This is a genomic window from Mesorhizobium sp. GW821-FHT07A06, from assembly GCF_059419085.1.
The window spans coordinates 1-25,203 of the sequence record NZ_JBWKRC010000017.1 but is presented as its reverse complement, the minus strand read 5'-3'; the positions used below and the strand labels follow the sequence as shown (position 1 = coordinate 25,203).

Annotated in this window: 21 protein-coding genes; 7 read left to right on the top strand and 14 right to left on the bottom strand. The window is 64.2% G+C overall.

Annotation, left to right across the window (positions count from 1 at the left end; translation table 11 throughout):
* The first annotated feature begins 35 nt into the window (after positions 1-35).
* Positions 36-905: a LysR substrate-binding domain-containing protein gene (locus tag AC07SZ_RS32800; RefSeq protein ID WP_056564771.1), complete on the top strand. Its 870-nt coding sequence runs from the start codon at positions 36-38 to the stop codon at positions 903-905.
* Here AC07SZ_RS32800 and AC07SZ_RS32795 read toward each other — a convergent pair.
* From AC07SZ_RS32795 to ehuR, 13 genes are all read right to left on the bottom strand, one after another.
* Positions 902-3,379 (bottom strand): GcvT family protein, encoded by a 2,478-nt coding sequence (locus AC07SZ_RS32795; protein WP_172374294.1) that lies wholly within the window; start codon positions 3,377-3,379, stop codon positions 902-904. The two genes, AC07SZ_RS32800 and AC07SZ_RS32795, sit on opposite strands and share 4 nt — an antisense overlap.
* A gap of 77 nt (positions 3,380-3,456) precedes the next feature.
* Positions 3,457-4,251, bottom strand: coding sequence for a DeoR/GlpR family DNA-binding transcription regulator (locus tag AC07SZ_RS32790; protein ID WP_494917563.1), 795 nt, complete (start codon positions 4,249-4,251; stop codon positions 3,457-3,459).
* Between the two features lie 85 nt (positions 4,252-4,336).
* Positions 4,337-5,044 (bottom strand): GntR family transcriptional regulator, encoded by a 708-nt coding sequence (locus AC07SZ_RS32785; protein ID WP_056564778.1) that lies wholly within the window; start codon positions 5,042-5,044, stop codon positions 4,337-4,339.
* Positions 5,045-5,143: 99 nt separating this feature from the next.
* A complete protein-coding gene (gene doeB / locus AC07SZ_RS32780) occupies positions 5,144-6,145 on the bottom strand; it encodes a N(2)-acetyl-L-2,4-diaminobutanoate deacetylase DoeB (protein ID WP_494917629.1) in 1,002 nt (333 codons plus the stop codon).
* 5 nt (positions 6,146-6,150) lie between these two features.
* Entirely contained in the window at positions 6,151-7,329 is a 1,179-nt protein-coding gene (doeA, locus tag AC07SZ_RS32775) for an ectoine hydrolase DoeA (protein ID WP_494917562.1), read from the bottom strand.
* 89 nt (positions 7,330-7,418) lie between these two features.
* Positions 7,419-8,411 (bottom strand): cyclodeaminase, encoded by a 993-nt coding sequence (locus tag AC07SZ_RS32770; RefSeq protein WP_494917561.1) that lies wholly within the window; start codon positions 8,409-8,411, stop codon positions 7,419-7,421.
* Complete coding sequence (gene eutB, locus AC07SZ_RS32765) at positions 8,408-9,394, bottom strand: hydroxyectoine utilization dehydratase EutB (RefSeq protein WP_494917560.1); 987 nt, start codon at positions 9,392-9,394, stop codon at positions 8,408-8,410. The genes AC07SZ_RS32770 and eutB overlap by 4 nt, the downstream gene beginning before the upstream one ends.
* Before the next feature lie 5 nt (positions 9,395-9,399).
* On the bottom strand, positions 9,400-10,179 hold the full coding sequence (gene eutA, locus AC07SZ_RS32760) for an ectoine utilization protein EutA (protein WP_494917559.1): 780 nt from the start codon (positions 10,177-10,179) through the stop codon (positions 9,400-9,402).
* A gap of 3 nt (positions 10,180-10,182) precedes the next feature.
* Positions 10,183-10,842 (bottom strand): ectoine/hydroxyectoine ABC transporter permease subunit EhuD, encoded by a 660-nt coding sequence (ehuD, locus tag AC07SZ_RS32755; RefSeq protein ID WP_056564800.1) that lies wholly within the window; start codon positions 10,840-10,842, stop codon positions 10,183-10,185.
* A gap of 33 nt (positions 10,843-10,875) precedes the next feature.
* A complete protein-coding gene (gene ehuC, locus AC07SZ_RS32750) occupies positions 10,876-11,535 on the bottom strand; it encodes an ectoine/hydroxyectoine ABC transporter permease subunit EhuC (RefSeq protein WP_494917558.1) in 660 nt (219 codons plus the stop codon).
* A gap of 157 nt (positions 11,536-11,692) precedes the next feature.
* The gene (ehuB, locus tag AC07SZ_RS32745; RefSeq protein ID WP_056564808.1) at positions 11,693-12,544 is read right to left on the bottom strand and encodes an ectoine/hydroxyectoine ABC transporter substrate-binding protein EhuB; all 852 of its coding nucleotides are present in this window, start codon (positions 12,542-12,544) and stop codon (positions 11,693-11,695) included.
* Between the two features lie 79 nt (positions 12,545-12,623).
* A complete protein-coding gene (gene ehuA / locus AC07SZ_RS32740; RefSeq protein WP_494917557.1) occupies positions 12,624-13,409 on the bottom strand; it encodes an ectoine/hydroxyectoine ABC transporter ATP-binding protein EhuA in 786 nt (261 codons plus the stop codon).
* Between the two features lie 125 nt (positions 13,410-13,534).
* Entirely contained in the window at positions 13,535-14,920 is a 1,386-nt protein-coding gene (gene ehuR, locus AC07SZ_RS32735; RefSeq protein WP_056564813.1) for a MocR-like ectoine utilization transcription factor EhuR, read from the bottom strand.
* 83 nt (positions 14,921-15,003) lie between these two features.
* Between ehuR and AC07SZ_RS32730 the strand changes: the two genes are divergently transcribed.
* The 5 genes from AC07SZ_RS32730 (at position 15,004) to AC07SZ_RS32710 (ending at position 21,426) form a co-directional block, all read left to right on the top strand.
* Entirely contained in the window at positions 15,004-15,495 is a 492-nt protein-coding gene (locus AC07SZ_RS32730; RefSeq protein ID WP_056565735.1) for an Lrp/AsnC family transcriptional regulator, read from the top strand.
* 130 nt (positions 15,496-15,625) lie between these two features.
* Positions 15,626-17,119, top strand: coding sequence for an NAD-dependent succinate-semialdehyde dehydrogenase (locus AC07SZ_RS32725; RefSeq protein ID WP_056564816.1), 1,494 nt, complete (start codon positions 15,626-15,628; stop codon positions 17,117-17,119).
* 175 nt (positions 17,120-17,294) lie between these two features.
* A complete protein-coding gene (locus AC07SZ_RS32720; protein ID WP_494917556.1) occupies positions 17,295-18,674 on the top strand; it encodes an aspartate aminotransferase family protein in 1,380 nt (459 codons plus the stop codon).
* A 9-nt stretch (positions 18,675-18,683) separates the two neighbouring features.
* Entirely contained in the window at positions 18,684-19,787 is a 1,104-nt protein-coding gene (locus tag AC07SZ_RS32715; RefSeq protein ID WP_494917555.1) for an alcohol dehydrogenase family protein, read from the top strand.
* 142 nt (positions 19,788-19,929) lie between these two features.
* Positions 19,930-21,426: an HAL/PAL/TAL family ammonia-lyase gene (locus AC07SZ_RS32710; protein ID WP_494917554.1), complete on the top strand. Its 1,497-nt coding sequence runs from the start codon at positions 19,930-19,932 to the stop codon at positions 21,424-21,426.
* A 39-nt stretch (positions 21,427-21,465) separates the two neighbouring features.
* On the opposite strand, the gene AC07SZ_RS32705 is transcribed toward AC07SZ_RS32710, so the two are convergent.
* Positions 21,466-22,905 carry an NAD(P)-dependent oxidoreductase gene (locus tag AC07SZ_RS32705; RefSeq protein ID WP_172374300.1) on the bottom strand — a complete coding sequence of 480 codons (1,440 nt, stop codon included), beginning with the start codon at positions 22,903-22,905 and terminating at the stop codon, positions 21,466-21,468.
* Between the two features lie 267 nt (positions 22,906-23,172).
* Here AC07SZ_RS32705 and AC07SZ_RS32700 point away from each other — a divergent pair, with 267 nt between their 5' ends.
* On the top strand, positions 23,173-25,029 hold the full coding sequence (locus tag AC07SZ_RS32700; protein ID WP_494917553.1) for an ABC transporter ATP-binding protein: 1,857 nt from the start codon (positions 23,173-23,175) through the stop codon (positions 25,027-25,029).
* Positions 25,030-25,203: the final 174 nt, after the last annotated feature.

Sequence of the window (25,203 nt, the reverse complement as noted above, 5' to 3'; positions counted from 1 at the left end):
CTGTCAGCGATCCCAGGGTCTCGGAGGCACAGAAGATGCGCTACGTTCAGCTGCGGGCCTTTCACCAGGTGGCCATCTCAGGTGGTTTTTCGCGCGCCGCCGAAGCGCTGTTCCTGACCCAGCCCGCCATATCGGATCAGGTGCGCAAACTGGAGGAAGAGTATGACGTTCTGCTCTTCAACCGAAACAAGAAGCAGGTCACGCTGACCCATTCGGGCCAGAAGTTGCTCGAGATAACCCACCGCATGTTCGATACCGAGCAGCAGGCGCTCGAATTGCTGACGGAGTCGCGCGCGCTGCGTTCCGGCACGCTGCGCATCGTCGCCGATGCAGCACACCATTTGCTGCACATCCTCGGCAGCTTCCGGGCTCGCTATCCCGGCGTCCAGGTTTCGGTGCGCGCCGGCAACACCGAAACGGTGATCAGCAGCCTCTACAGCTACGATGCCGATATTGGTGTCCTGGGCGAGGTGCCGACCGGGCGCGATTTCGAGGTGCTGAAACTGAATTCGACACCGATCATCGCCTTCACCTCCATCGACCATCCGCTGTCGGACAAGAAGTCGCTGACGCTGAAACAACTCGCGCAGGAACCACTTGTCATGCGCGAGCGCGGTTCGAAGACGCGCCAGAAGCTCGAGGACCTGGCCGCGGCGTCGAAGGTCGAACTCAGGCCTGTGATCGAGGCGGAGGGCCGCGAAGCCGTCCGCGAGATCGTCGCCTCGGGTGCCGGCATCGGCTTTGTCTCGGCGGCCGAGTTCGGCCAGGATTCGCGTCTGGTGGCGATCGCCATCGACGCGCCCGAAACCCTGATGGACGAAGCGCTGATCTGCCTGCGCGAGCGTAGCGGCGGCAAGCTCGTGCGTGCCTTTCTCGACATGGCGCGCTCGATGTCGGCGGACTAAGCGGCGGCCCTGATCTCCAGCGCATCCGCCTTCACCCGCTCCGACTTCGGATCGTAGGGGCTGCGCAGATGAGCCATGGCGGCATGGCGCACACCGGCAAGGTCGATTTCGAAACGGCCGTCGGTGAGGAACGCGGCATCGACGCCGGCTTCATTCTCGATCAGCCCGAGCGCCACCGAGCGGCCGAGCGTGTGGCCGTAGGCGGCTGAGCGAACCTCGCCGACCGGCTTGCCGTCGCGCAGGATCAGTTCGCCGCCCCACAACATCGGCTCGGCATCGTCGAGCGTGAACAGCACGATGCGCCTGGCCGGTGCCGCCGACGGCTTTGCCTTGACCAACGCCTCGTGGCCTATGAAGCCGCCCGGCTTGTTCATGGCGACAGCGAAGCCAAGCCCGGCCTGCCAGGGATTGATATCAGGGGTCAATTCCCTGCCCCAGGCGCGAAACCCCTTTTCGATGCGCAAGGCGTCGAGCGCGTAGTAGCCGGCATCCAGGAGGCCGAATTCACGCCCCGCTTCATGCAGCGCCTCGTAGACGCCGACGGCGAATTCGGTCGGCACGATCAGTTCCCAGCCGAGTTCTCCGACATAGGTCATGCGATTGGCATAGGCGGTGGCGTAGCCGATATCGATCTCGCGGATGGTTGCGAAGGGGAAGCCGGCGTTGGAAAAGTCCGCTGACGACAATTTGCCAAGCAGATTGCGTGAACGCGGCCCCATCACAGCCAGCACCGCATAGGACGAGGTGACGTCGGTCAGGATCGCATGGGCATCGGATGGGATATTCTTGACGATCCAGTCGGCGTCGTGGACCGCCTGCGCCGAGCCGGTGACGATGAGGAATTTCTCCGTGGCAAGCCGCATCACGGTAAGATCGCTTTCATAGCCGCCGCGCGCGTTGAGCACGGCCGTGTAGACGGAGGTTCCCACCGGCACATCGACATCTGCGGCGCAGATCCGGTTCAACACCGCACAGGCATCGCGGCCCTGGACGAGCAGCTTGGCAAAGGAGGTCTGGTCGAAGATGGCGACCGCTTCACGCGTCGCCTTCATCTCGCGCTTGACTGCCTCGTGCCAGTTCTGGCGGCCAAAGGCGTAGTCGTTCTCGGCCTTCTCTCCCGGGGCGGCGAACCAGTTGGCACGCTCCCATCCCATCTTGGAGCCGAAGCAGGCACCCTTGACGGCGAGCCGGTCGTAGAGTGGTGAGCGGCGGAACGGCCGTGCGGTATCCAGTTCGCGGTTCGGCCACGGCATGGCGTAGTGCAGGCCGAGCGTCTCCTTGACCCGGTCATGCAGCCAACGCGGATTGTTGTTGAAGGAGGCGAAGCGCCTGATATCGACCGGCCACAAATCCATGGTCGGCGCGCTGTTGACGATCCATTCGGCCAGCGCCCTGCCCGCGCCGCCAGCGCTGGCGATGCCCATCGAATTGAAGCCGGCGCCGACATAGAAATTCTTCAGTTCCGGCGCCTCGCCCAGGATGAAATTGTTGTCCGGCGTGAAGCTCTCGGGGCCGTTGTAGAATTTCTTGACCTCGGCCTCAGCCAGTTGCGGTACGCGGACGAGCGCATTTTCCATCAGGATCTCGAACTGGTCCCAATCGTCGGGCAGCAGCGCGAACTCGAAGTTTTCGGGAATGCCGTTCATGCCCCACGGCTTGGCATGCGGCTCAAAGCCGCCCATGACAAGGCCACCGACCTCCTCCTTGAAGTAGATGAAGCCGTCGGGATCGCGCATGACTGGCAGGTCCGGATGCACACCCTCGATCCTGCCGGTGACGATGTACATGTGCTCGGCCGAGTGCAGCGGCACCGAGACACCGCACATCAACCCGACCTTGCGGGCCCATTGGCCGGCGCAGTTGACGACGATCTCGGCGGCGATGTCGCCGCGATCCGTTTCGACGCCGCAGGCAACGCCGTTCTTCACGCTGATGCCGGTGACCTTGACCCGCTCGAATATTCTGGCGCCGCGGTTGCGCGCGCCCTTGGCCAGCGATTGCGTCAGATCCGTTGGATTGGCCTTGCCGTCGCCCGGCAACCAGACGGCGCCGACCAGATCGTCCGTCGCCATCACCGGCCATAGATCTCCGGCTTCCCTGGGCGAGATGACATCGATCTCCACCCCTTGAGCACGGGCCGAAGCGGCCGTGCGCTTCAGCACTGTCATCCGGTCGGCGGTACGCGCAACCGACAGCGAGCCACAATTCTTCCAGCCTGTGGCAAGACCGGTCTCGGCCTCCAGTTCGCTGTAGAGCAGCGTGGAATAGCGGATCAGGCTGGTCATGTTGGAGTGGCTGCGCAACTGCCCGACCAGGCCGGCGGCATGCCAGGTGGTGCCGCCGCTGAGTTGGCCCTGCTCGAGCAGGACGACATCGGTCCAACCAAGCTTGGTCAGATGATAGGCGACCGAACAGCCGATGATGCCGCCGCCGACAATGACGACACGTGCCTGGGTTGGAAATTCATGTGCCATGAGCGTTCCGCCATGTGAGGGATGGCCGGCACATTAGCACAGGAAAGTCAAATATCAACTCAAAAAGTCACAAAATATCACATCAACATCGCCACGATGAGTCCGAGCCCCTTTTGCGAAAGCGCTTCGACAAGCGCAGGTTCGGGACTGGCGTCGACGATCACTCCGGCAGCGCGGTCGAAGTTTGGAATCCTGAGCGGCGTCAGCTTGCCGAACTTGCTGCTGTCGAGCACGAAATAGGCCCTGCCGGCGAGCGCGATCATACGGCCACGCTGCTCGGCCCCGGCGCGAGTGAAGTCGGTGACCTCTCCGTCCGGCGACAGGGCACCGCCGCCCAGAAAGGCGATGTCGACGCGAAAGCGCGCCATGGCATCGAGCGTGTCGATGCCGGAAGCCGCTTCCTCGCCCGGATCGATCTCGCCACCCAGCATGTGGACGCGCATGCCGGGGACATGGCACAGATGCAGCGCGATCTTCAGGCTGGCGGTGCAAATTGTGAGGTCGCGCAAGCCAGCCATGGCCTGCGCGACAGCAAAAGTGGTGGTGCCGGAATCGAGGAAGACAACCATTCCGTCCTTGATCAGGCCGGCGGCCGCCTTGCCGATCGCCGCCTTGCCTGGGGTATTTTCCTGGCTGCGCAGGCTCATCGCCGGTTCACTCGGCTCGAAGCGGGCGGCACCGCCATGCACGATGCCGAGCCTGCCCTGGTCCGCAAGCAGCTTCAGGTCACGGCGGATGGTTTCGCGCGAGACATCGAAGAACTCGGCCAGTTCGGCGACGCTGACGGAACCCTGGGCGCCCAGCCGCCTGAGGATCTCGTCGTGGCGGCGCGGGGCAAGGGCGCGCGCCGGCAAGTGACTGACGGGAGACATGGCGATCCTCGCGGAGGGCATTGATGTTGCAGTATGTGGCAGTGAACGGATATTGACGCAACTGCACTTGGCGTACCGGTTTTGATCAGCCCTCGGTACTGCCTGCCGAGGCTCGTATTTTTCGCGACAGACCGCCGCCCTCTATCGCTTTGACGAGTGTCTCGCTTCCTTCGCGCAGATGTCGCCGCAGAATGCTTACGGCCACCTTGCCGTCATGCCGGCGGCAGGCGGCCAACAGGTCGCGATGCTCGCTCTGCGAGCGCGTACGATAGTCGAGGTTCGACAAGAGGATGCGGACATAGCGATCGGCGGCGTTGTGATGCGCCTCGATCAGGCCAAGCAGGCGCTGGTTGCCGCAGGCATTGTAGAGCGACAGATGAAAGGTGCGGTTCAACGCGCCCCAGCGGCCGACATTGCGCTCCGCATCGATCTGGTCGAGCGCCTGTTCGGCCTCATCGAGCTTGCTGTCCGACAAAGCCGGCACGGACAGCCGCAGCGCTTCGCACTCCAGCAATTCGCGCACGGCGTAGATCTCGCTTATTTCGGCGCCGTCCATCCGGGCGACATGCGCGCCCTTGGTCGGGTGAATGGAAACAATACCCTCCGCCTCCAATTGGCGAAGGGCGTCTCGAATCGGCATGCGGCTGAAGCCGAACTGCTCGGCCAAGTCGTCCTGGCGCAGCGCGGTTCCCGCCTTCAGCGTCCCGCTGGCTATGGCCTCGCGCAGGACATTGGCAACCTGCTCCGCCACGGTCTGCGGCCTCTCAATCAGGCCTTCGGAAAATCCGCGCAATCGATGCTCCCACCTCGGATGGCATCAGCCTAGTGGAAAAGCATCGAGGATATAAGTATCCTCGTGTACAGGATTGGGCTTGGCCGGGAACCGCTTTGATCAATCGACCCGCACGGCAACCACCGCCACGCAGTCGCCGGCCTTGACCAGGCCTGGAAAATGCCGCGCCGCCAGCATGCCCGACATTTTTGCCCGGATTTCCTGCGGGGCGACGCCGGTGCGGCCAACGGAATGGATGCGCGCCAGCATCGAGCCTTCCTGGACGGACTCGCCGAGATCGACCATGGTCTCGATCATGCCGTCGTCCTCGGCGAAGGAGAAGCAATCGCCGGACGGCATGTCCAGCCACTGAGTTCTGTCCCTCTCGGCCGCACCAGCAACAATGCCGGCATGGCGCAGCACATTGAGAATGCCGCGCCGCGCGATCCGCACCGTTTGCGCGCGTGAGGTGCCGCCGCCGCCAAGCTCGGTGCTGACGAAGACCTTGCCCATTTCCTCCGCCGCCGTGTCGTACATGCCGACGGAATCGATCTCGATCATGCGCATCGAGAACGGAGCAGAGAATGCCGCCACCGCATCGAAGGCTTTCTGCTCGAGTGCCTTGTCGGACAAAGTGTGCGCGGCGCAGAACGGGACGAAGTCCAGCGTCTTTCCACCAGAGTGAAAATCGAACACGATGTCGGCGCGCGGCAGCAACTCGCGCTGGAAATAGTCGGCGATCTTCTCGGTCACCGTACCATCCGGCCGGCCGGGAAAGCTGCGGTTCATGTTGCCCTTGTCGATCGGCGATGTCCGCGTGCCGGCTCTGAAAGCCGGATAGTTCATTGCCGGCACGATGATCACCGTGCCGCTGACTTGCGCGGGATCGAGCGTACGGGCGAGATCGTAGAGCGCCAGCGGCCCTTCATACTCGTCGCCATGGTTGCCGCCGGAAAGCAACGCCGCCGGTCCCTTGCCGTTGCGGATGACGCAGATCGGGATCATCACCGAACCCCAGGCAGAGTCGTCTCGGCTATAGGGCAGGCGCAGGAAACCATGCTGGACACCATCGCGGTCGAAATCGACGGTCGGTGCGATCGGCGACGGGCGAAGGCTGGACAGCGGGCTCAATTCTTCACCACCAGTTTGCGCGGCACATTGGCCAAGCACTCTACCCCGGTTTCGGTGATCAAGATGGATTCGGTGATTTCAAGCCCCATCGTCTCCAGCCACAAGCCGGTCATGAAGTGGAAGGTCATGCCGGGCTTGAGTTCGGTGCGATCGCCGGGGCGCAGGCTCATTGTGCGCTCGCCCCAATCCGGCGGATAGGACAGGCCGATCGAGTAGCCGGTGCGGTTGTCCTTGACGATGCCGTATTTTTTCAGGACGGCGAAGAAGGCGTTGGCAATGTCCTCGCAGGCATTGCCGGGCTTTGCGGCCGCAAGCCCCGCCTCCATGCCTTCCAGGGTCGCCTTCTCGGCATCGAGAAATTCCCGGGTCGGCTTGCCGAGGAACACGGTGCGCGACAGCGGGCAATGGTAGCGGTTGTAGCAGCCGGCGATCTCGAAGAAGGTACCCTCCCCCCGCTTCATCGGCTGGTCGTCCCAGGTCAGGTGCGGCGCCGAAGCGTCCACGCCCGACGGCAGTAGCGGGACGATCGCCGGATAGTCGCCACCGATACCGTCAACGCCGCGCGTGCCGGCGTCATAGATTTCGGCGACGAGATCGCATTTGCGCATGCCGACTTCAATCTTGTCGACAATGCGCTGATGCATGGCTTCGACGATGCGGGCGGCCTTGCGCATATAGTCGATCTCGGTCGGGCTCTTCACCGCGCGCTGCCAGTTGACCAGGGCGGTGGCATCGACGAAGCGGGCATTGGGCAGATGCTTCTGCAGCGACGCGAACGCAGCGGCCGAGAACCAGTAATTGTCCATCTCGACGCCGATGGTGAGCTTGCCCCAACCGCGATCGATCACCACGCTTGACAGGAAGTCCATCGGGTGGCGCTCCGTCGACTGCACGTAGTGATCGGCGTAGCCGATGATGTTGTCATGCGCGAGATAGGCGGTGCGTTTGGCGCCATTGGCGTCCTGACCTCGGCCATACCACACCGGCTCGCCCGAAGGCGGCACGATGACCGCCTGATGTACATAGAACGACCAGCCGTCATAGCCGGTCAGCCAGGCCATGTTGGAGGGGTCGCTGATAACAAGGAGATCGACGCCCTTGACCTCCATGGCTTTCCGCGTTTTCGCGAGGCGATCGGCAAATTCGCCGCGCGAGAATTTCAGGTTTGGTTGCATTGTTCTTGGTCCTCGTTTGTGGGAGCTTGAGCACGATCCTTTCGGAAAACGGGTTTCCACTTTTCCGGATCGTGCTCCTGCGACCAGCGTCAGCTTTCAAAAATGGTTCCGGAGTTGGTCGCCCGCGCGCGGTCGCGGGCGAGCGTGGCGATCGCGGTGTCCTGGACGCCAGTGCCGGTCAGGTCGGCGATGGTGATGTCGCTGGCCGAGCGCCGGCCATGTTTGACGCCGGCGATGACCTGGCCGAGTTCAATGACTTCAGCATCAGCCGGCATCACTCCCGCCGCGATCGCATGGTGGAGTTCGCCCAGCCGCCGTGTCTGGCGGGCGCTATCAGCGACATAGAGATCGGCCATGCGCAGGATCGCCGGCGCGATCTCGTTCTTGTGCTCGGCATCCGAACCCATGGCGGTGATGTGCTGGCCGGCGGACACGAAGCCGGGCTTGATCAGCGGCTTGGTCGACGGCGTGGTGGTAACGATGATGTCGGCGCCGGCAACGGCGCTTGCCGCGTCGGGCTCGGCGCGCACGACAATGCCCAGTCTTTCGTGCAAGCGGGCAGCGGCGGCTTCGGCCTTGGCGGCGTCGCGCGCCCAGATGCGGGCCTCCTTGATCGGCCTGACAAGGCGCAATGCTTCCAATTGCAGACCTGCCTGCAAACCGGCGCCGAAGATCGCCGCCACGGTGGAGTCCTCGCGCGACAGATGTTTGGCCGCGACCGCACCGGCGGCGGCGGTGCGGACATCGGTCAGGTAGCCGTTGTCGAGCAGCAGCGCCTCGACCACACCGGTCTTTGCCGACAGCAGCACCATCATGCCGCCGCCGCTCGGCAGGCCGAGTTTTGGATTGTCGAAGAAGCCGGAGCTGATCTTGACGGCAAAGCCGTCGATACCGGGTACGTAAGCGGACTTCACGTCGACTTCGCCGCGATGCTCGGGGATGTCGAGCCGCAGTATCGGCGGCATCGCCACCGGCAAGGTGGCGAGCGCGCGAAAAGCGTTCTCGACACAAGCGACGGCGTCGAGATCGAGCGTCACGATCTTGCGCAATTCAGCTTCAGTTAGGATTGTCATCCGGCTCATGCGGCACGCTCCGCGATCGCCTCACCGCAGATGATCTTGCGGTGCGCGTTCATGTCGATGTTGCGGCCGGAGAGCAGCACCACCACCGGTCCTTCCGTCTTGACCTTGCCGGCGAGCAGCGCGGCGATGCCGACCACGCCGGCGCCCTCGACGATCTCGCGCTCCCGCGCATAGGCGTGGCGTATGCCGGCGGCGATCTCGTCCTCGCTAAGCAGGATGACGTCGTCGAGCAGGTCGCGGCACATGGTGAAAGTCAGCCTGTTGTCGAGGCCGATGCCGCCGCCGAGCGAATCCGCCAGCGTCGGCAATTCCTCCACCAGGACAGGCCGGCCGGCATCAAGGCTCGCTTTCATCGCGGCACCCCGCGCCATCGACACGCCGATGATTTTTGTTCCGGGGCTGACACCCTTGACGGCGGCAGCAACACCGGAAGCCAATCCGCCGCCGGAAAGTTGCACCAGTACGAGACCGGCATCAGGAACCTGCTCGATCATCTCCAGCCCGAGCGTGCCTTGCCCGGCGATGATGGCGGGATGATCGAAGGGCGGCAGCATCACCAGTCCCTCCCCCGCCACCAGCCGCTCGACCTCCTGCTGCGCGTCGTCCTGGCTGTTGCCGACGATGCGGACCTCGGCGTCGAGCCGGCGGATTTCGTCGAGCTTGTTCCGGGGCACCAGACGCGACATGCAGATCACGGCGCGCATGCCTTCGAGTTTCGCCGCATGCGCCAGTGCCCGGCCGTGATTACCGGTCGAGGCGGCAACGACACCGCGCGTCTTCTCTTCCGCGCTGAGCGAAGCGACGGCATTCGAGGCGCCGCGCAGCTTGAAGCTGCCGGTGGTCTGCCGGTGCTCGAGCTTGAGGTAAACCGGCACGCCAAAGCGTTGCGAAAGGCTTGGGGACGTCGCAGTTGGCGTCCGCTCGACCTTGTTGTGAATTCGCTCGCGCGCGGCATGGATATCGCTGAGGGTCACTGTCGCCATAGTCGTCAGCCGCGCGGCAAAGGCAGTGTCATCAGACGGCCGAATTCAGGGTGGGCTGTGTCGTCGCCACACAGCCGCAAACAATTCCAGGCACTGGCCTGGTTGCTGGTGACTACCGGGCGACCGATCGCCTTTTCCATCCCTGTGACCGCAAGCGCGCCGCGCAGGGCCGTGCAGGATACGAACAGGGCGTCGGCCTGTGGGTGAGTCACTTGCCGCGTAAGATCGACAAGCGCCGCCGGCGGAATCCGCGCCATCTCGCGATCGTCCTCGAAGCCGAGACAGGTGAAGCTGGCGATCTCGAAGCCACGCGCAGCGAAATACGTCGCCATCGGCCTGGAGGTTTCGACCGTGTAGGGCGTCAGGATGCTGATGCGACGCACGCCGAAGGCGTTCAGCCCGCGCACGCCTGCCATCGGCGGCGTAACCACGGGAATGCCTGACTTGGCGGACTGAATCGCCGCCTCGATCTCGGCATCGCCGATCACCACCGAGGCCGAGGTGCAGGAATAGCAGATGGCGTCGAGCTTCTCGCCGGGCAGGATCAATGCCGCGCCTGCCGTCAGCGCCGGCTGCATCTTGCGCAGGTTTTCCGGCGTCGTCGGATTGGCATAGGGGATGCGCGCGACATAGACGCCGATCCGATCGCTTGCCATCATGCGGCGAAAGTCCGGTTCGCTGGTGTGATCCGTGGCCAGGATGATCAGGCCGATACGCTTGTCGAGCGGACGATCGTCGAGCGATGGCCGCTTCGGATGGACTGTGATTTCGGGCAAGGGTTTCATCGGTTACCTCTCGATCTTGCCGTAACGACGCTCCAGCCAGCGCAGCAGCACGACCGAACAAAGACTGATGGCGAGGAAGAAGGCGCCGACCAGCGTGATCGGCTCCAGATAACGATAGTAGGTGTTGGCGACGCTTTTCGCCTGGTTCATCAATTCCAATACGGTGATCGCCGAAAGCAGCGGCGTCTCCTTGAACATGGCGATGAAATAGTTGGCCAGCGCCGGGATCATCGGTGGGATGGCCTGCGGGATGATGATGTGCGTCCAGGTCTGCCGGGCGTTGAGGTTGCAGGCCTTGGCGGCCTCCCACTGGCCGCGCGGCACATTGTCGATGCCGGCGCGGTAGACCTCCGCCGTGTACGTGCCGTAATGCAGCCCAAGCCCGATGACGCCGGCAACGAGCGGCGGCAGAAGAATGCCGATGTCGGGCAGCACGTAGAAGATGAAATAGAGCTGCACCAGGAGCGGTGTGCCGCGGATGAATTCGGCCGCCCAGCCGACGCTACGCGACAGCACCTTGTTGGGCGACCGGCGCGCCAGCGCAATGCCCAGCCCCACGATCGCCGCCAGCACCGAGCCGAGCAGCGTCGCCAGTATGGTGATCTTCACCCCCTGGATCAGCGTCGGCAGGATCTGCCGGACAAAATCCCAATCCCAATCCATCAGCGAACCTTTGCCATCAGCGCGCCACGACCATCAGACACGCACTCCGTCGAGGCCGCGCGCCATGCGGCGCTCCAGCGAGCGCACGCCCCATGAGATGAGCAGCGCCAGGATGAAATAGATGACCAGGATGGTGGCGAACGGCACCATGGTATTGCCGGTCTGTGCACGCACCACCTGCGCCTGGAAGGTGAGATCCGCGAGCGAGATCAGCGAGACCACCGAAGTCGCCTTGAGCAATTCGATGGCGTTGTTGCCGAAGGTCGGCAGCATCACAAGAAACGCCTGCGGCAGGATGACGTGGCGCAGGCCTTGCCAACGGCCGAGATTGAGCGCGATGCAGGCTTCATGCTGTTCGCGGCCGATCGATTGCACGGCACCGCGCACCACTTCGGCGGCATAGGCGCCGACATTCAAGCCGAGTGCCAGCACGCCGGCTTGCAGCGGGGTCAGTTCGAAACCCACCAAGGGCAACACGAAATAGGCGAAGAACAGCTGCACGAAGATCGACGTGCCGCGGAAGAACTCGATGTAGGCGGTGGCGAGCGCGCGCAGCACGAGGAAGCGCGACAGCCGTCCCATGCCGGCAAGAAAGGCCATGATCAGCGCAAGCAACGATCCCATCAGCGTCAACTCGATGGTGACAAGTGCTCCCTGCAATATCAGGCCGAAATAGCCGGACCACTGGGTCATGTAGGTTCCAACGTTTGATCTTGGTCCCTTCTCCCCGTTCACGGGGAGAGATGCCGGCAGGCAGTTGAGGGGCGGCGTTGGCTTCTCCAAACTTGGCGCTGCCCCTCATCCGCCCCTTCGGGGCACCTTGTCCCCGTGAACGGGGAGAAGGCAAAAATCATTTCGCCGCGCAAAGCTTGTCGCGCGTCGTCGACATCGCGGCGGCGGCCGAGAAGCCGTAAGGCTCGATGATCTTGGCGAACTCGCCCGACTTCTTCATCTTGGCGAGTTCGACGTCGAAGGCATCGCGCAGCGCCTCGTCGCCTTTCTTGAAGGCGGCGCCGTCGCAATACACCGGCGCGCCCTGCACCGGCGCGATGACCTCCAGGTTCGGATCATTGGCCTTTTTCATCAGATCGTTGATCGACAGGACCGGCAGCGAATACGCGTCGATGCGGCCGTCCTGTACCATCTTCAGGCCGCTCTGGCCGTCCGGCACGACGATGACACGTTCGCGCGGCACGCCGGCGTTGAGCGCCAGTTTCTCCTCGGTGCCGCCGCCGGGCGCGCCAATGGTGGCGGACGTGTCCTTGGCGACGTCCTCGTAGCTCTTGAAGCCCTTTGGATTGCCCTTTTTCACCAGCATCGCCTCGGCATCGCACAGCACGGGTTCGGAATAGGCAACCGCGGCGCAACGCTCCGGCTTCATGAACAGGCCGGCGGTGACGACGTCGAAGCGACCGGCCTGCAGGCCGGGGATCATGGCGCCATATTCGGAAATCGAGGCAACGACATCGGCGACACCCAGCCGCTTGAATATCTCGCGCGCCACGTCGGGCGCGGCTCCCGAAACCTTGCCGTCGGCGGCGACCGCCGTATAGGGCGGTTCATTGGCGATGGCGAGGCGGGCGAAGCCCTGCGACTTGAGCTGCTCGAGCTTGCTGTCGTCGGCCGAGCCCGGAATCGAGGCGGCCAGCACCGCCGTCAGTGCAAGGCCGGCGACGCCGGCCAGAATGCCAAGTTTCTTCATTGTTCCCAACTCCTTGTTTCTTGGTTTTGTCATTTGGTTTTGATTGCGGGACGGCTACGCCTTCCCGCAGGCATGGCGGTCAGACGCGATGTCCGGCCGCGATGATCTTCTTCAGGAAGCCTTGCGTGCGCTCCTGCTTGGGATGGCGGAAAATCTCGTCGGGCTTGCCTTCCTCGACGATCTTGCCGCGATCGAAGAACAGCACCCGGTCAGCGAAGTCGTGGGCAAAGCCCATCTCATGAGTAACCAGTAGCATGGTCATGTCGGTCTCGGCGCAGAGCCGCCACAAGACGTTCAACACCTCCTCGACCAGCTCCGGATCGAGCGCCGATGTCACCTCGTCGAACAGCATGATCCTGGGCTGCAGTGCGAGCGCCCTGGCGATCGCCACGCGCTGTTTCTGGCCGCCCGACAGCTGCGCCGGCATCGCCTTGGCCTTGTCGGCCATGCCGACCATGTCGAGGAGTTCCATCGCCCGCTTCTCGGCGGCGGCGCGTGGCGTGCCCTTGGTCAGCATCGGCGCCAGGGTCACATTGTCGATGACGCTCTTGTGCGGAAACAGGTTGAACAGCTGGAAGACCATGCCGATCTTCTGGCGCATCCTTGCCAGATGCCGCTCGTCGGCCGGCAGCAACTGGCCGTTGCGCTCCATGTGGTAGAGATGCTCGCCCTCGATCTGGATGTGACCGCCGTCGATGCGCTCCAGCGTCATCAGGATGCGCAGGATCGTCGTCTTGCCCGAGCCGGAGGGGCCGATCAGCGCCAGCTTCTCGCGCGGCATGACCTGCATCGACAGGCCGTCCAGCACCTTGAAGGCGCCGAAGCTCTTCGAAATGGCATCGACCTTGATGATGGGTGCGGACAAATGAATTTCCCCGTGCTGGAGAAGCCTGTGCCCTTAACGATGCGGAACGCGCCAAATCATGTCAATTGGGAAAATAATATCATGACAATTATTCTGATTCCGCACAATTTCGAAGCATGGGCGGCCTAAATCGCCAGCAGCAGATGCTCCGGATCGCCAAGCAAGAGCTTGGTGACAACGCCGAGGCCGGCGCGCAGTTCCCCTTCGGTGGTCGAGCCCAGCGAGATACGGACAGCCGGATGCCACGGCGCATCCGAAATGCGGAAGGACGTGCCAGGCGCGATCGCCACGCCCTGGAGCCGGGCCTGGGCGACAAAGCCCTCCTCGGCGCGGTCGTCGGGCAGTTGCAACCAGACGTGCAGCCCGTCGCGCCGGGCGCGATAGTCGATCCCGGCAAGCACCTCGGCCGCGATATCCTGCCGCCGCCGCAGGGCCGTGCGCTGCCAGCGGACGAGTTCCATCGCGGTGCCGTCGGTCACCCATTTGGTGGCGATCTCGGCCACCAGCGGCGTTGCCATCCAGTTGGAGACCAGGTGCCGGTTGGCGACGGCGGCGACATAGCGGTCGGGCGCGGCGAGATAGCCGATGCGCAGGCCGGGCACGGTGATCTTGGTGAAGGAGGTGACGTAGAGCGTGCGCTCCGGGGCAAAGGCGGCGACCGGCGGCGGCCGGTCCTCGACCAGCGGCCCCAGCACATCGTTCTCGATGATGGCGATGTCGTGCTTGCGCGCGACCGCGGCGATCTCGGCGCGGCGCCCAGCATCCATCAGCGTTGCCGTAGGATTGATCACCGAAGGCTGCACAAACACGGCGCGGATGTCGGAAAGCCTGCAGGCCTCGTCCAGCGCTTCCGGGATCAGGCCATTATCGTCGATCGGCAGGCCTTCGAGGTTGAAGCCGAGATAGCGCGCCAGCGGCACCAGCGTATGATGGCCGATCGCCTCGGTGGCGACGGTCGATCCCGGCGGCGCCACACTCATCAGCGCCACTGTCATGCCGGCGGTGGCGCCGTTGGTCAGGCTGATATTCTGCGCGGAGGCATCCAGCCCGCAAAGTTTCAGCCATTCGACCGCCACCGCACGGTGGCGCGGAAACACCATGTTGGGCCGGAAGGATAGCGCCGAACTCGACGGCAGGTTTTCGGCGAGCCACCCCAATGCCTGCTTCAGCCGCTCCAGATGCATCGGCTCGCAGACCGGCTTCAGGATGGACAGGTCGATGACCTCGCCAAGACGCTCCGGCAGGTAGGGTGGCTCCGGTTCGCGGCGCTGCGTCTGGACGAAGCTGCCACGGCCGATCTCGCCCGAAATCAGGCCGCGCCGGATCAGCTCCTCATAGGCGCGGCTGACCGTTTGCACCGACAGTTTGAGGTCATCGGCCAGCCGGCGATGCGTGGGCAGACGGGCGCCATTAGCGAGACGCCCGTCATGGATGGCGCGCGCGAACTGATCGGCCAGCGATTGATAGGCTGGCCGCCGGATGAGCGCGGGATCTGGTTGCCACAATGTCATGACTTATTAGAGATCGAAATCAGTGCAATTGACAATCGAAATAATGCGCCCTCATGGTACCGTGGACGAAAAAGTGGGCTCTGATGACCGCAGCGAAACTCGACGCTATCGACCTCAAAATCCTCGACGCCATCCAGCGCGACGGGCGCATCACCAAGCTGGCACTGGCCGAGCAGGTAGGGCTGTCGCCGACGCCGTGCTGGATGCGGCTGCGCAAGCTGGAAAAGGCCGGTATCGTTGCGGGCTATCACGCCCGGATCGCCATGCGCGTCGTGGCGCCGGTGGCCACCGTGCTGATGGAGGTGACGCTGGCCAGCCACCGCCAGGCCGATTTCGACCGCTTCGAGCGCGTCATCCGCGACATCCCCGAGATCGTCTCCTGCTGGTCGGTGGGTGGCGGCGTCGACTATCTGCTGAAAGTGATGGCGCGCGACATCGACGCCTACCAGCGGCTGGTCGACGGGCTGCTCGAGCGCGAGATCGGAATCGATCGCTACTTCACCTACATCGTGACCAAGACGGTGAAGGAAGAGATCGCGCTTCCCATCGCCGAGTTGCTGCCGGCGTCACCGTAGTACCGGAGAGATCGTCTGCCGGGACGGTGCAATAGAGAGAATCTCTCTCCTTCCGGGTGCCCAAACAGCCTCTCTGTCTACGCATGGCGGATAGTCTTCCCGCATCAGTCCGAACCGGGAGGCCTCGACCATGTCCGCGCATTTCGCCCGCTCGCATCGCCACGAAGCGCTCGACCGCCTAGCCGACCGCCGGCTGCTGCGCGAGCTCGCCTATGTCGACGGCCACTGGACGGCGAGCGAGGCCGCCGAAAGTTTCGAGGTCACCGATCCGGCGACCGGCACCACCGTTGCCTTCGTTGCCGCGCTGGATGCACGGCAAACGACAAAAGCGATCGATGCCGCCGCACGAGCCTTTCCTGCCTGGCGGTCGCTGCTGCCGCAGGAGCGGTCAAGAATCCTGCGAAAATGGTTCGAGCTGATCATCGCAGCGAAAGATGATCTGGCTTTGCTGATGACCTTGGAACAAGGCAAGCCGCTGCAGGAATCGCTGGGCGAAATCGACTACGCCGCCTCCTTCGTCGAATGGTACGCCGAGGAAGCCAAGCGCCTCAACGCCGAGAGCGTCACCAGCCATCTGCCGAACGCGGAAATGATGGTGCGACGCGAACCGCTCGGTGTCGTCGGCGTCGTCACGCCGTGGAATTTTCCGTCGGCCATGTTGGCCCGCAAGGCGGCCGCCGCCCTTGCAGCCGGCTGCACCATCGTCGCGCATCCATCCTCGGAAACGCCGCTGTCGGCGCTGGCGCTGGCCGAACTTGGCGAGCGCGCCGGCCTGCCGGCCGGGGTCTTCAACATCGTCACCGGCAAGGCCGCGACGATCGTCGGGCGGATGTGCGAGGATCCGCGAATCCGTGCCATGAGCTTTACCGGCTCGACCGAGATCGGCAGGCTGATCGCGGCACAGAGTGCGCCGACGATGAAGCGGCTGGTGATGGAGCTTGGCGGCCACGCGCCGCTGATCGTCTTTGCCGATGCCGATCTGGACAAGGCCGTGAGCATCGCCATCGATGCCAAATTCGCCACATCGGGCCAGGATTGCCTTGCCGCCAACCGCATCTACGTCCAGCGTCCGCTCTACGATCGCTTCTGCGCCGCCTTTGCGAGACGCATCGAGGCGCTGCGGACCGGTAATGGCCTCGCCGAGAAAACCGACATCGGACCGCTGATGCATGAGCGCGCGGTCACTAAGGTCGAGGAGCAGGTCGCCGATGCGCTTGCCCATGGCGCGCGCTGTCTCACCGGCGGCAAGCGCCATCAGGCCGGGCCATTGTTCTACCAGCCGACACTGCTGGCCGACGTCACCGATGAGGCGTCGATCATGCACGAAGAGACCTTCGGGCCGGTCGCGGCGGTCGCGCCCTTCGACAGCGAGGACGAGGTCATCGGATGCGCCAACGCCACCGAATACGGCCTGGTCGCCTATGTCGTGACAGAGAACGGCGCGCGCCAGCAGCGCATGGGCCGCGCGCTCGACTACGGCATGGTCGCCGTCAACCGCGTCAAGATCACCGGCGCGCCGATCCCGTTTGGCGGCGTCAAGCAATCCGGCATCGGCCGCGAAGGTTCGCGCCATGGGCTGGAGGCTTTCACCGATCTGAAATATCTCTGTCTGGACGTAGCTTAAGATGTGTCGATATTCAGGTGATGCCGGCCTGCAAATGCCAGGCTTCTGCGCTTCCGGTGCTCACGTACTTGAGTACGCTCCGCTCCGGTTCTCGAAACCTGACATTTTCGGCTCGGCCTGACCTGAATCTCAACACATCTTAAGTCGCGTTCGCTTTCCTCAAGGAGTCAGAAAAATGCTCGACCAGTCCAACGAACTCGCCGCCTGGGATCGCGACCACTTCTTCCATCCCTCGACGCATATGGGCACGCATGCGCGGGGTGAGAGCCCGACCCGCATCATGGCCGGCGGTGAAGGCGTCACCGTGTGGGACAACAATGGCAAGAAGAGCATCGATGCCTTTGCCGGCCTCTATTGCGTCAATGTCGGCTACGGCCGCCAGAAGATCGCCGATGCGATCGCAACCCAGGCTAAGAACCTTGCCTACTATCATGCGTATGTCGGCCACGGCACCGAGGCCTCGATCACGCTTGCCAAGATGATCATCGACCGCGCGCCGAAGGGCATGTCGAGGGTCTATTTCGGCCTCTCCGGCTCGGACGCCAACGAAACCAACATCAAGCTGATCTGGTACTACAACAATGTGCTGGGCCGGCCGGAGAAGAAGAAGATCATCTCGCGCTGGCGCGGGTATCACGGCTCGGGCGTGATGACCGGATCGCTGACCGGGCTCGACCTGTTCCACAACGCCTTCGACTTGCCGCGCGCGCCGGTGCTCCACACCGAAGCGCCGTACTATTTCCGCCGCGCCGACCGCTCGATGAGCGAGGAGCAATTCTCGCAGCACTGTGCCGACAAGCTCGAGGAGATGATCCTGGCCGAGGGTCCTGAAACCTTCGCCGCCTTCATCGGCGAGCCGATCCTCGGCACGGGCGGCATCGTGCCGCCGCCGGCCGGCTACTGGGAGAAGATCCAGGCCGTGCTGAAGAAGTATGACGTGCTGCTGGTCGCCGACGAGGTGGTGACGGGTTTCGGCCGGCTGGGCACCATGTTCGGCTCCGATCACTACCGCATCAAGCCGGATCTGATCACCATCGCCAAGGGGCTGACCTCGGCCTATGCACCGCTTTCGGGCGTCATTGTCGCCGACAAGGTGTGGAAGGTGCTGGTCGAAGGTTCCGACAAGCTCGGCTCGCTCGGCCATGGCTGGACCTATTCGGCGCATCCGATCTGTGTTGCCGCGGGCGTGGCCAATCTGGAACTGATCGACGAGATGGATCTGGTGACAAATGCCCGCGAGACCGGTGCCTATTTCCGAGCCGAACTGGCAAAGGCCGTCGGTAGCCACATGAATGTCGGCGACGTGCGCGGCGACGGCATGCTGGCGGCGGTCGAGTTCGTCGCCGACAAGGACGACCGGGTGTTCTTCGATGCTTCGCAAAAGATCGGTCCGCAAGTGGCGACGGCGCTTGCCGCCAGCGGCGTCATCGGCCGCGCCATGCCGCAGGGCGACATACTCGGCTTCGCGCCGCCGCTCTGCCTGACGCGCGAAGAAGCCGACATCGTGGTGGCCAGGACCGCCGATGCGGTGAAAAGCGTGTTTGCCAATCTCTAAGATCGACCCATGAATGCCATGACAAAAAATCTCCCCGCCACCATGGCCGCCGTGCTGCTCACCGGGCACGGCGGACCGGAAAAGCTCCTCTACCGCACCGATGTGAAAGTGCCGGCACCCGCGCCTGGCGAAGCGCTGGTCAAGGTCACAGCTTGCGGCATGAACAACACCGACGTCTGGGTGCGCCAGGGCGCCTATGGCACGGAAGACGACGCTTCCGCCGTGTCGACCTGGCGGCGGCAGGGCAACACGCTTGTTTTCCCGCGCATCCAGGGCACCGACACGGTTGGCACCATCGTTGCGGTAGGCGATGGCGTTTCGCCGGACCGTATCGGCGAGCGGGTTATGGTTGATTTCTCGATCTACAATCGCGACGACGATTCGCTGGCCGACATAGATTATATGGGCCACGGCCGCGACGGCGGTTATGCCGAGTATCAAACCGTGCCGGCCGAGAACGCGCATGTCGTCGACACGGACATGACCGATGTCGAACTCGCCACCTTCTGCTGCGCCTATCTGACCGGCGAACAGATGCTGGAACGCGCGGGCCTGAAGGCCGGCGAGCGGGTGCTGGTCACCGGCGCCTCCGGCGGCGTCGGCTCGGGCATCGTGCAACTGGCACGGGCGCGCGGCGCCATTCCCTATGCCGTCGTCGGCAAGGGCAAGGAGCAGGCGGTGCTCGATATCGGCGCCGAGGCGGTCATCACCCGTGGCGTCGCCGACCTGCCGCGAGCCGTGACCGAGGCGACCGGCGGCCAGCCCATCGACGTGGTGGCCGATCTCGTCGGCGGCGCGATCTTCAACGATCTCCTGCGTATTCTCAGGCCCGAAGGCCGTTACACCACCGCCGGTGCGATCGCCGGCCCGGTCGTGCAGCTCGATCTCAGGACCATGTATCTCAAGCAGCTGCAGTTGCATGGCTCCAGCCAGGGCACGCGCGCCGATTTCCGCCGGATCGTCGGATATATCGAGGCGGGAAAAATCCGGCCGCTGGTCGGCGGCGTCTACAGGCTCTCCGATTTCCACCACGCGCAGGCGGATTTCGTTGCCAAGGATTTTGTCGGCAAGCTGGTGGTGGTACCCGATGCTGTCGCGGAGCAGCCGGTGTAGTTCCAAAAATCTCGCCCCTCCCTTGCCTGCCTTCTCGCCGCTGCCACAATGGGAATGACTTGCAGTCCAGCCAGCAAGCCGCCACAAACGGCGATGCCCATGCCGTTTGGTCCGGGCGTCTGGTCACAGGAAACAGCGAGACATGACAGCCCGAATGATAGTGCTCGACGCCAATCCGCTCGGCGTCGCGGATGTGGCTGAGATTGCCCGACGCAGAGCCCGCCTGATGCTGGGCGAAGAGGCGATGCGCCGCATCCGGGCGAGCCGCGCCCTCATCGAGCATCTCACCGGGCTTGGCAAGCCGATGTACGGCGTCACGACTGGCCTCGGCGCCTGTGTCGACACGCCGCTCGCGCAGGCCGACCTGATCGCCTTCCAGCACAGCGTGCCGCTCAGCCACAGCATGGGTATCGGGCCTGCCCTGCCGACCGAAGCGGTGCGGGCGTTGATGACCGCACGCATTTCGGGCATGGCGGCCGGCGGCACCGGCACCTCCGAACGCGTGGTCCTGGGTCTTGTCGCCGCGCTCAACGCCGGCGTCCATCCGGTGATCCCCACATGGGGATCGATCGGCGCGGCCGACCTTGCCCATCTCGGCCATATGGCAAGGTCGCTGCGCGGCGATGGCGAGGCGGAGTTCCAGGGCAGGATCATGCCCTCCGCCGAGGCGCTGGCTCTCGCCGGACTGGAACCGCTCGACCTGCGCGAAAAAGACGGCCACGCCATCATCGTTGCCAACAGCCTGTCGACCGGAACGGCGTGCCTGTGCCTCGAAGACATCGCCCATCTCATTGACTGGGCGCTGGCTGCCGTGGCGCTCAACTATGAGGCGTTTCGCTCCTCCCTCACCGCGATCGACGCGGATGCCCTTGCCGCGCGGCCGGCGTTCGGCCAGCGCGAGATCGGCGCGCGGCTGCGTAAGGAGCTCGTGGGCAGCGGCCTGTGGCAGGACAAGGCGGCGCGGCGCCTGCAGGATCCGCTCAGCTATCGCTGCGTGCCCCAGGTCTGGGGCGGCCTGCTCAATGCGTTCGAACAGGCAAGGCTGGCAACGGAGATCGAACTGACCCATTCGGGTGACAACCCCGTCATCCTGCCGCAGGACGAGCGGGTGGTTTCCAACGGCAATTTCGACCTCACGGCGATGACGCTCGCCTGGGAACAGCTCGGCCAGGCGCTCGCGCATTGCGCCGTCGGCACCGCCAACCGCTGCATGAAGCTGATGTCGCCAACCATAGCGGACCTGCCGCGCTTCCTGTCGGCGAGAGGCGGCAGCCGTCAGGGCTATGCGGAGCTGCAGAAACCATTGTCAGCGCTCGAAGCCGAAATCCGGCATCTGGCCAACCCGATGTCGCTCAGCCCGCTGGCGGTTTCGGACGGCATCGAGGACCAGTCGTCGATGGCGCCGCGCGTGGTGGCCAAGACGGCCGAGATTATCGAGCGCATGCGCTATCTCGTTGCCATGGAACTGATCTTCGCGGCGACAGGCGTGGAGTTGCGCGGCGTCGTCGACAGAATGGGCGAAGGGCCGCAGCGCACCTTCGCCGCTGTCCGCGCGCTCGTCAGCCCACTCGACGACGACCGCGAGATGAGCGCCGACATGACGCGGGTGGCACGGATGGTGGCGGGACCAAGATACTGAGCCAGCTTGTCGCCATTTTTAAACCCGGCCGGCCTGATCCTATTGGTAAGGGCCCCTGAGATTGAGCTTCTCGGCCAGGAGGCAGAAGCGGTCGATCAGCCGGACAAGTTCCTCGCCTTGTTCGCCGACAATCGCGCCGCGCTCGGCGGGCGGCGCCTCCGATAGAGCCTTCCACAAGCGGCTTTGCCGGTCACAGACGTCAGCCAGTTCGGAGCATTCGCTGGCGGCCAGTTTCAGGAGATGATCCGCCGTCACCGGTCCGATGCCGGGCGGCGTCGTCGCGCCAAGGGAAAGATACCCTTCCGGCACGGTGCCTTTCGCATTGGTCACCGATTTGCGGCGGATGACATCGAAAATCTGGTCGACGGCCTGCTTGGCGCCGGCCACGCGCGAGGGATGGTCCGTATCGGCCGCGGCGTGCGGCAGAAGTTCAAGCCTGGCCCCATGCCTTTCGACAAGGCCGAGATAGGGCAGCATCGGGCCGGAGAGACGCCCGGTCGACATATCGCTGAAGAGATCGGCATCGATGGCGGCGTGGCGCACCTGCCCTGCATCCAGCGCGTCGCCAAGCGCCGCAACGTCGACGAGTTCACCGCGGTCGTAATTGACCAGCACCGCGCCCCTGTTCATGCGTGACAGGACATCCGAACCGATGAGCCCGGCATTGGCGTAGCGGCCAGTCCGCGCGTCCTGCTTGCCCAGGCCGACATGGACACTCAGCACATCGGCGCCTTCCGCCGCATCGACAAGGTCCGCCGCATAGGCGAAACCCTCGGCCTCGATCCAGTCGCGGTGCCGTGGCCGTGCATGAATCACCACGCGCATGCCGAAGGCGCGGGCGAGCTTGGCCACCTCGCGGCCGATATTGCCATAGCCGATGATCGCGATCGTCTTGCCTTCGAGCTTCTCGGTCGGAAAATCGCGCAGTTCCCTGCCGGTATCGAAGGCGCCGCGCGCCACCCGGTCGTGCAGCAAGGCGACCGGGAGATCCGGCAGCACTTTCAGGATCGCCTTCATCACCATCTGCGCGGTGGCGCGGCTGTTGATGCCGGGCGTGTTCATCAGCACCGCGGTGCCGCCCTCGCCGCTGCCGCCGCCCCAGGAGCGAGAGCCCATATTGCCGGTGCCGGCGCCGATGCGCACGCCGGCCAACGGAAAAACGGTCTCGGCGGGCAGAAAGGTCGCCGCCGCGATGACGCCGTCATAGCGTCCGTCGCCCGCGGCTTCGATCAGTTCCTCCCGGGTGCTGAGGTCCGGCCGGTAGAAGAAATGCACCCGGCCCTGCTCGAGATCGGCTTTGTCGCCAAGCGCGGACAGGTGGAAGCGGCCGCCCTTGGCCTCGATATGGGCGCGCGCCTCGCTCGGATCAGGCTTGCCGTCGGGTCCGAGGCGCAAGCCGACCAGATCGCAGATCAGCACGGTGTAGACGGCTTGCGGATCGATCAGATCCGCGACCTGTGTGCTGGTGTTTGTGGTCACGTCGTTCCCCCATGCAAATGCGGCAAGCCCTGCTACCGGCAGCAGGGTATCCTGAATAGCCAGAACCTATCGGCCCGGAAAGGTTCCGGATCGATCGCTGGCGGCAAACCGGCGGCAAGTTGCGACACGATCGCCTTTTCAGGCACAGTGCGATGCCGCCATTGGCCCCTTGAAGGGTCAAGTCCGACACGCGTAACATCGCGCCATCAGAACTGAGTCTGCTTTATTCATCCGGGCTAATGTCCGGATTGGACTGGATATTTTCCTTTGAGCACGGATGCAGCCAGCGGCGTGGCGAAGCGCGGCAAATCGTTTGCCCATGTGGCGGAAGCCTCTTGGGGCAAGGGCCTCAGCACCTTGCTGCGGATCGTGCGCATGACGCTGCGCCACCCCTGGCAAGTCGCCATCACCCTCGCCTCGACCTTCATCGCCGCGACGCTGCAGCTTTTCATTCCGCGCTTGCTCGGACGCGCCATCGACCAGGCTCAGGGCGTGATGGCCGCGGGTGCCGGAACCGCGGCCGAGCAGGCGCTGTGGAACACGGCGCTGACGCTGCTCGTCGTCAGCATCCTGCGTGGCCTCTTCACCATGGCGCAGAACTATTATGGCGAGGCGGTCGGCCACCAGACCGGTTATGAACTGCGGCTCGCCTTCTACGAGAAGATCCAGCGCCTGAGCTTCTCCTTCCACGACCGGGTCCATACCGGCGATCTCATCACGCTCGGGCTGCTCGATCTCGACGGCGTGCGCATGTTCTTTTCCACCGGCATCCTGCGCGTGGTGCTGCTCGGCGTGCTGATCGGCGTTGGCGCCTACCTCCTGATCAGCACCGATCTCGTGCTCGGACTGTTGAGCCTCAGCTTCGTGCCGTTCGTTGCCTGGCGCTCCTCGGTCACTCAGCTCAAGCTGCGCAGCACCTGGCTGACCCTGCAGGAACGGCTGTCGGTGCTGAGCCGGGTGATGGACGAAAATCTCGGCGGCATCCGCGTCGTGCGCGCCTTCGCGGCGCAGCGCCATGAGCTGGCGAAGTTCGACCGCGCCAAGCAGGATGCTCTCGAGCTGGCCAATGAACGCGTCGACATCCGCGTCTCCAACACCAGCGCCATGAATTTCTCCTTCCTCGCCGCCATGGGGCTGGTGCTGTGGTTCGGCGGCCAGAAGGTGATCGCGGGCCAGATCAGCGTCGGCACGCTGGCCCAGTTCCTCACCTTCATGACCATCCTGCAGATGCCGGTGCGCCAGCTCGGCCTGATGGTCAATTCGTTCGCGCGCGCCTCGACCTGCGGCACGCGGCTGTTCGAACTGCTCGACACCGAGCTCGACATCAAGGACGCGCCTGACGCCAGGGAACTGGACATCACCGAGGGCGTGCTGCGTTTCGACAATGTCGGCTTCCGGTATGAGGGCGCGGGCGGCCGCCCGACCCTGTCCGGCATCTCTTTCGAGGCCAAGTCCGGCGAGACGGTCGGCATTGTCGGTCCGCCCGGCAGCGGCAAGTCGACCATCGCGCATCTGATCCCGCGCTTCTACGACGTGACCTCGGGCGCGATCACCATCGACGGCCAGGACATTCGTAAGGTCACGCTGCAATCGCTGCGCAAGGTGGTCGGCGTCGTGCAGCAGGATGCGTTCCTGTTCACCACCTCGATCGAGAACAACATCGCCTACGGCAATCCCTGGGCGCGCGAGACCCGTATCGGTCAGGCCGCCGAGTATGCCCAGCTGCACAACTACATTATCGGGCTTCCGGCCGGCTACACCACGGTCGTCGGCGAGCGCGGCGCGTCGCTTTCCGGCGGCCAGCGCCAGCGCCTGACCATCGCGCGCAGCCTGATGCTGCGGCCATCGGTCCTGGTTTTCGACGATTCCACCGCGGCCATCGATGCAGGCACCGAGCAGCGCATCCGCGCAGCGATGAAGCGCTTCGCCAGGGATCGTGTGACGCTGATCATCTCGCACCGGCTGAGCTCGCTGATGCATGCCGACCAGATCCTGTTCGTCGAAGGCGGCCGCATCGTCGAACGCGGCACGCATGAGGAATTGCTGGCGCTCGGCGGTCGCTATCGCGCGCTCTACGATCTGCAACTGCGGCCGGACGACGATCGGCTCGAGGGAGCCGCATGATGCCGACGCAGGACGAAGACGAGAAGGATGACAAAAGCGGACGGCCGACAAAGGCGGTCGTCGGCTCACACCGCGACGAGGAAGAGGTTTTCGGCAAGGCGATTATCGGTTTGACAAACCCAATCGATTATGCGATAACGAATCCAAGGAGTTATCGCCATGCCCGTCCTGTCC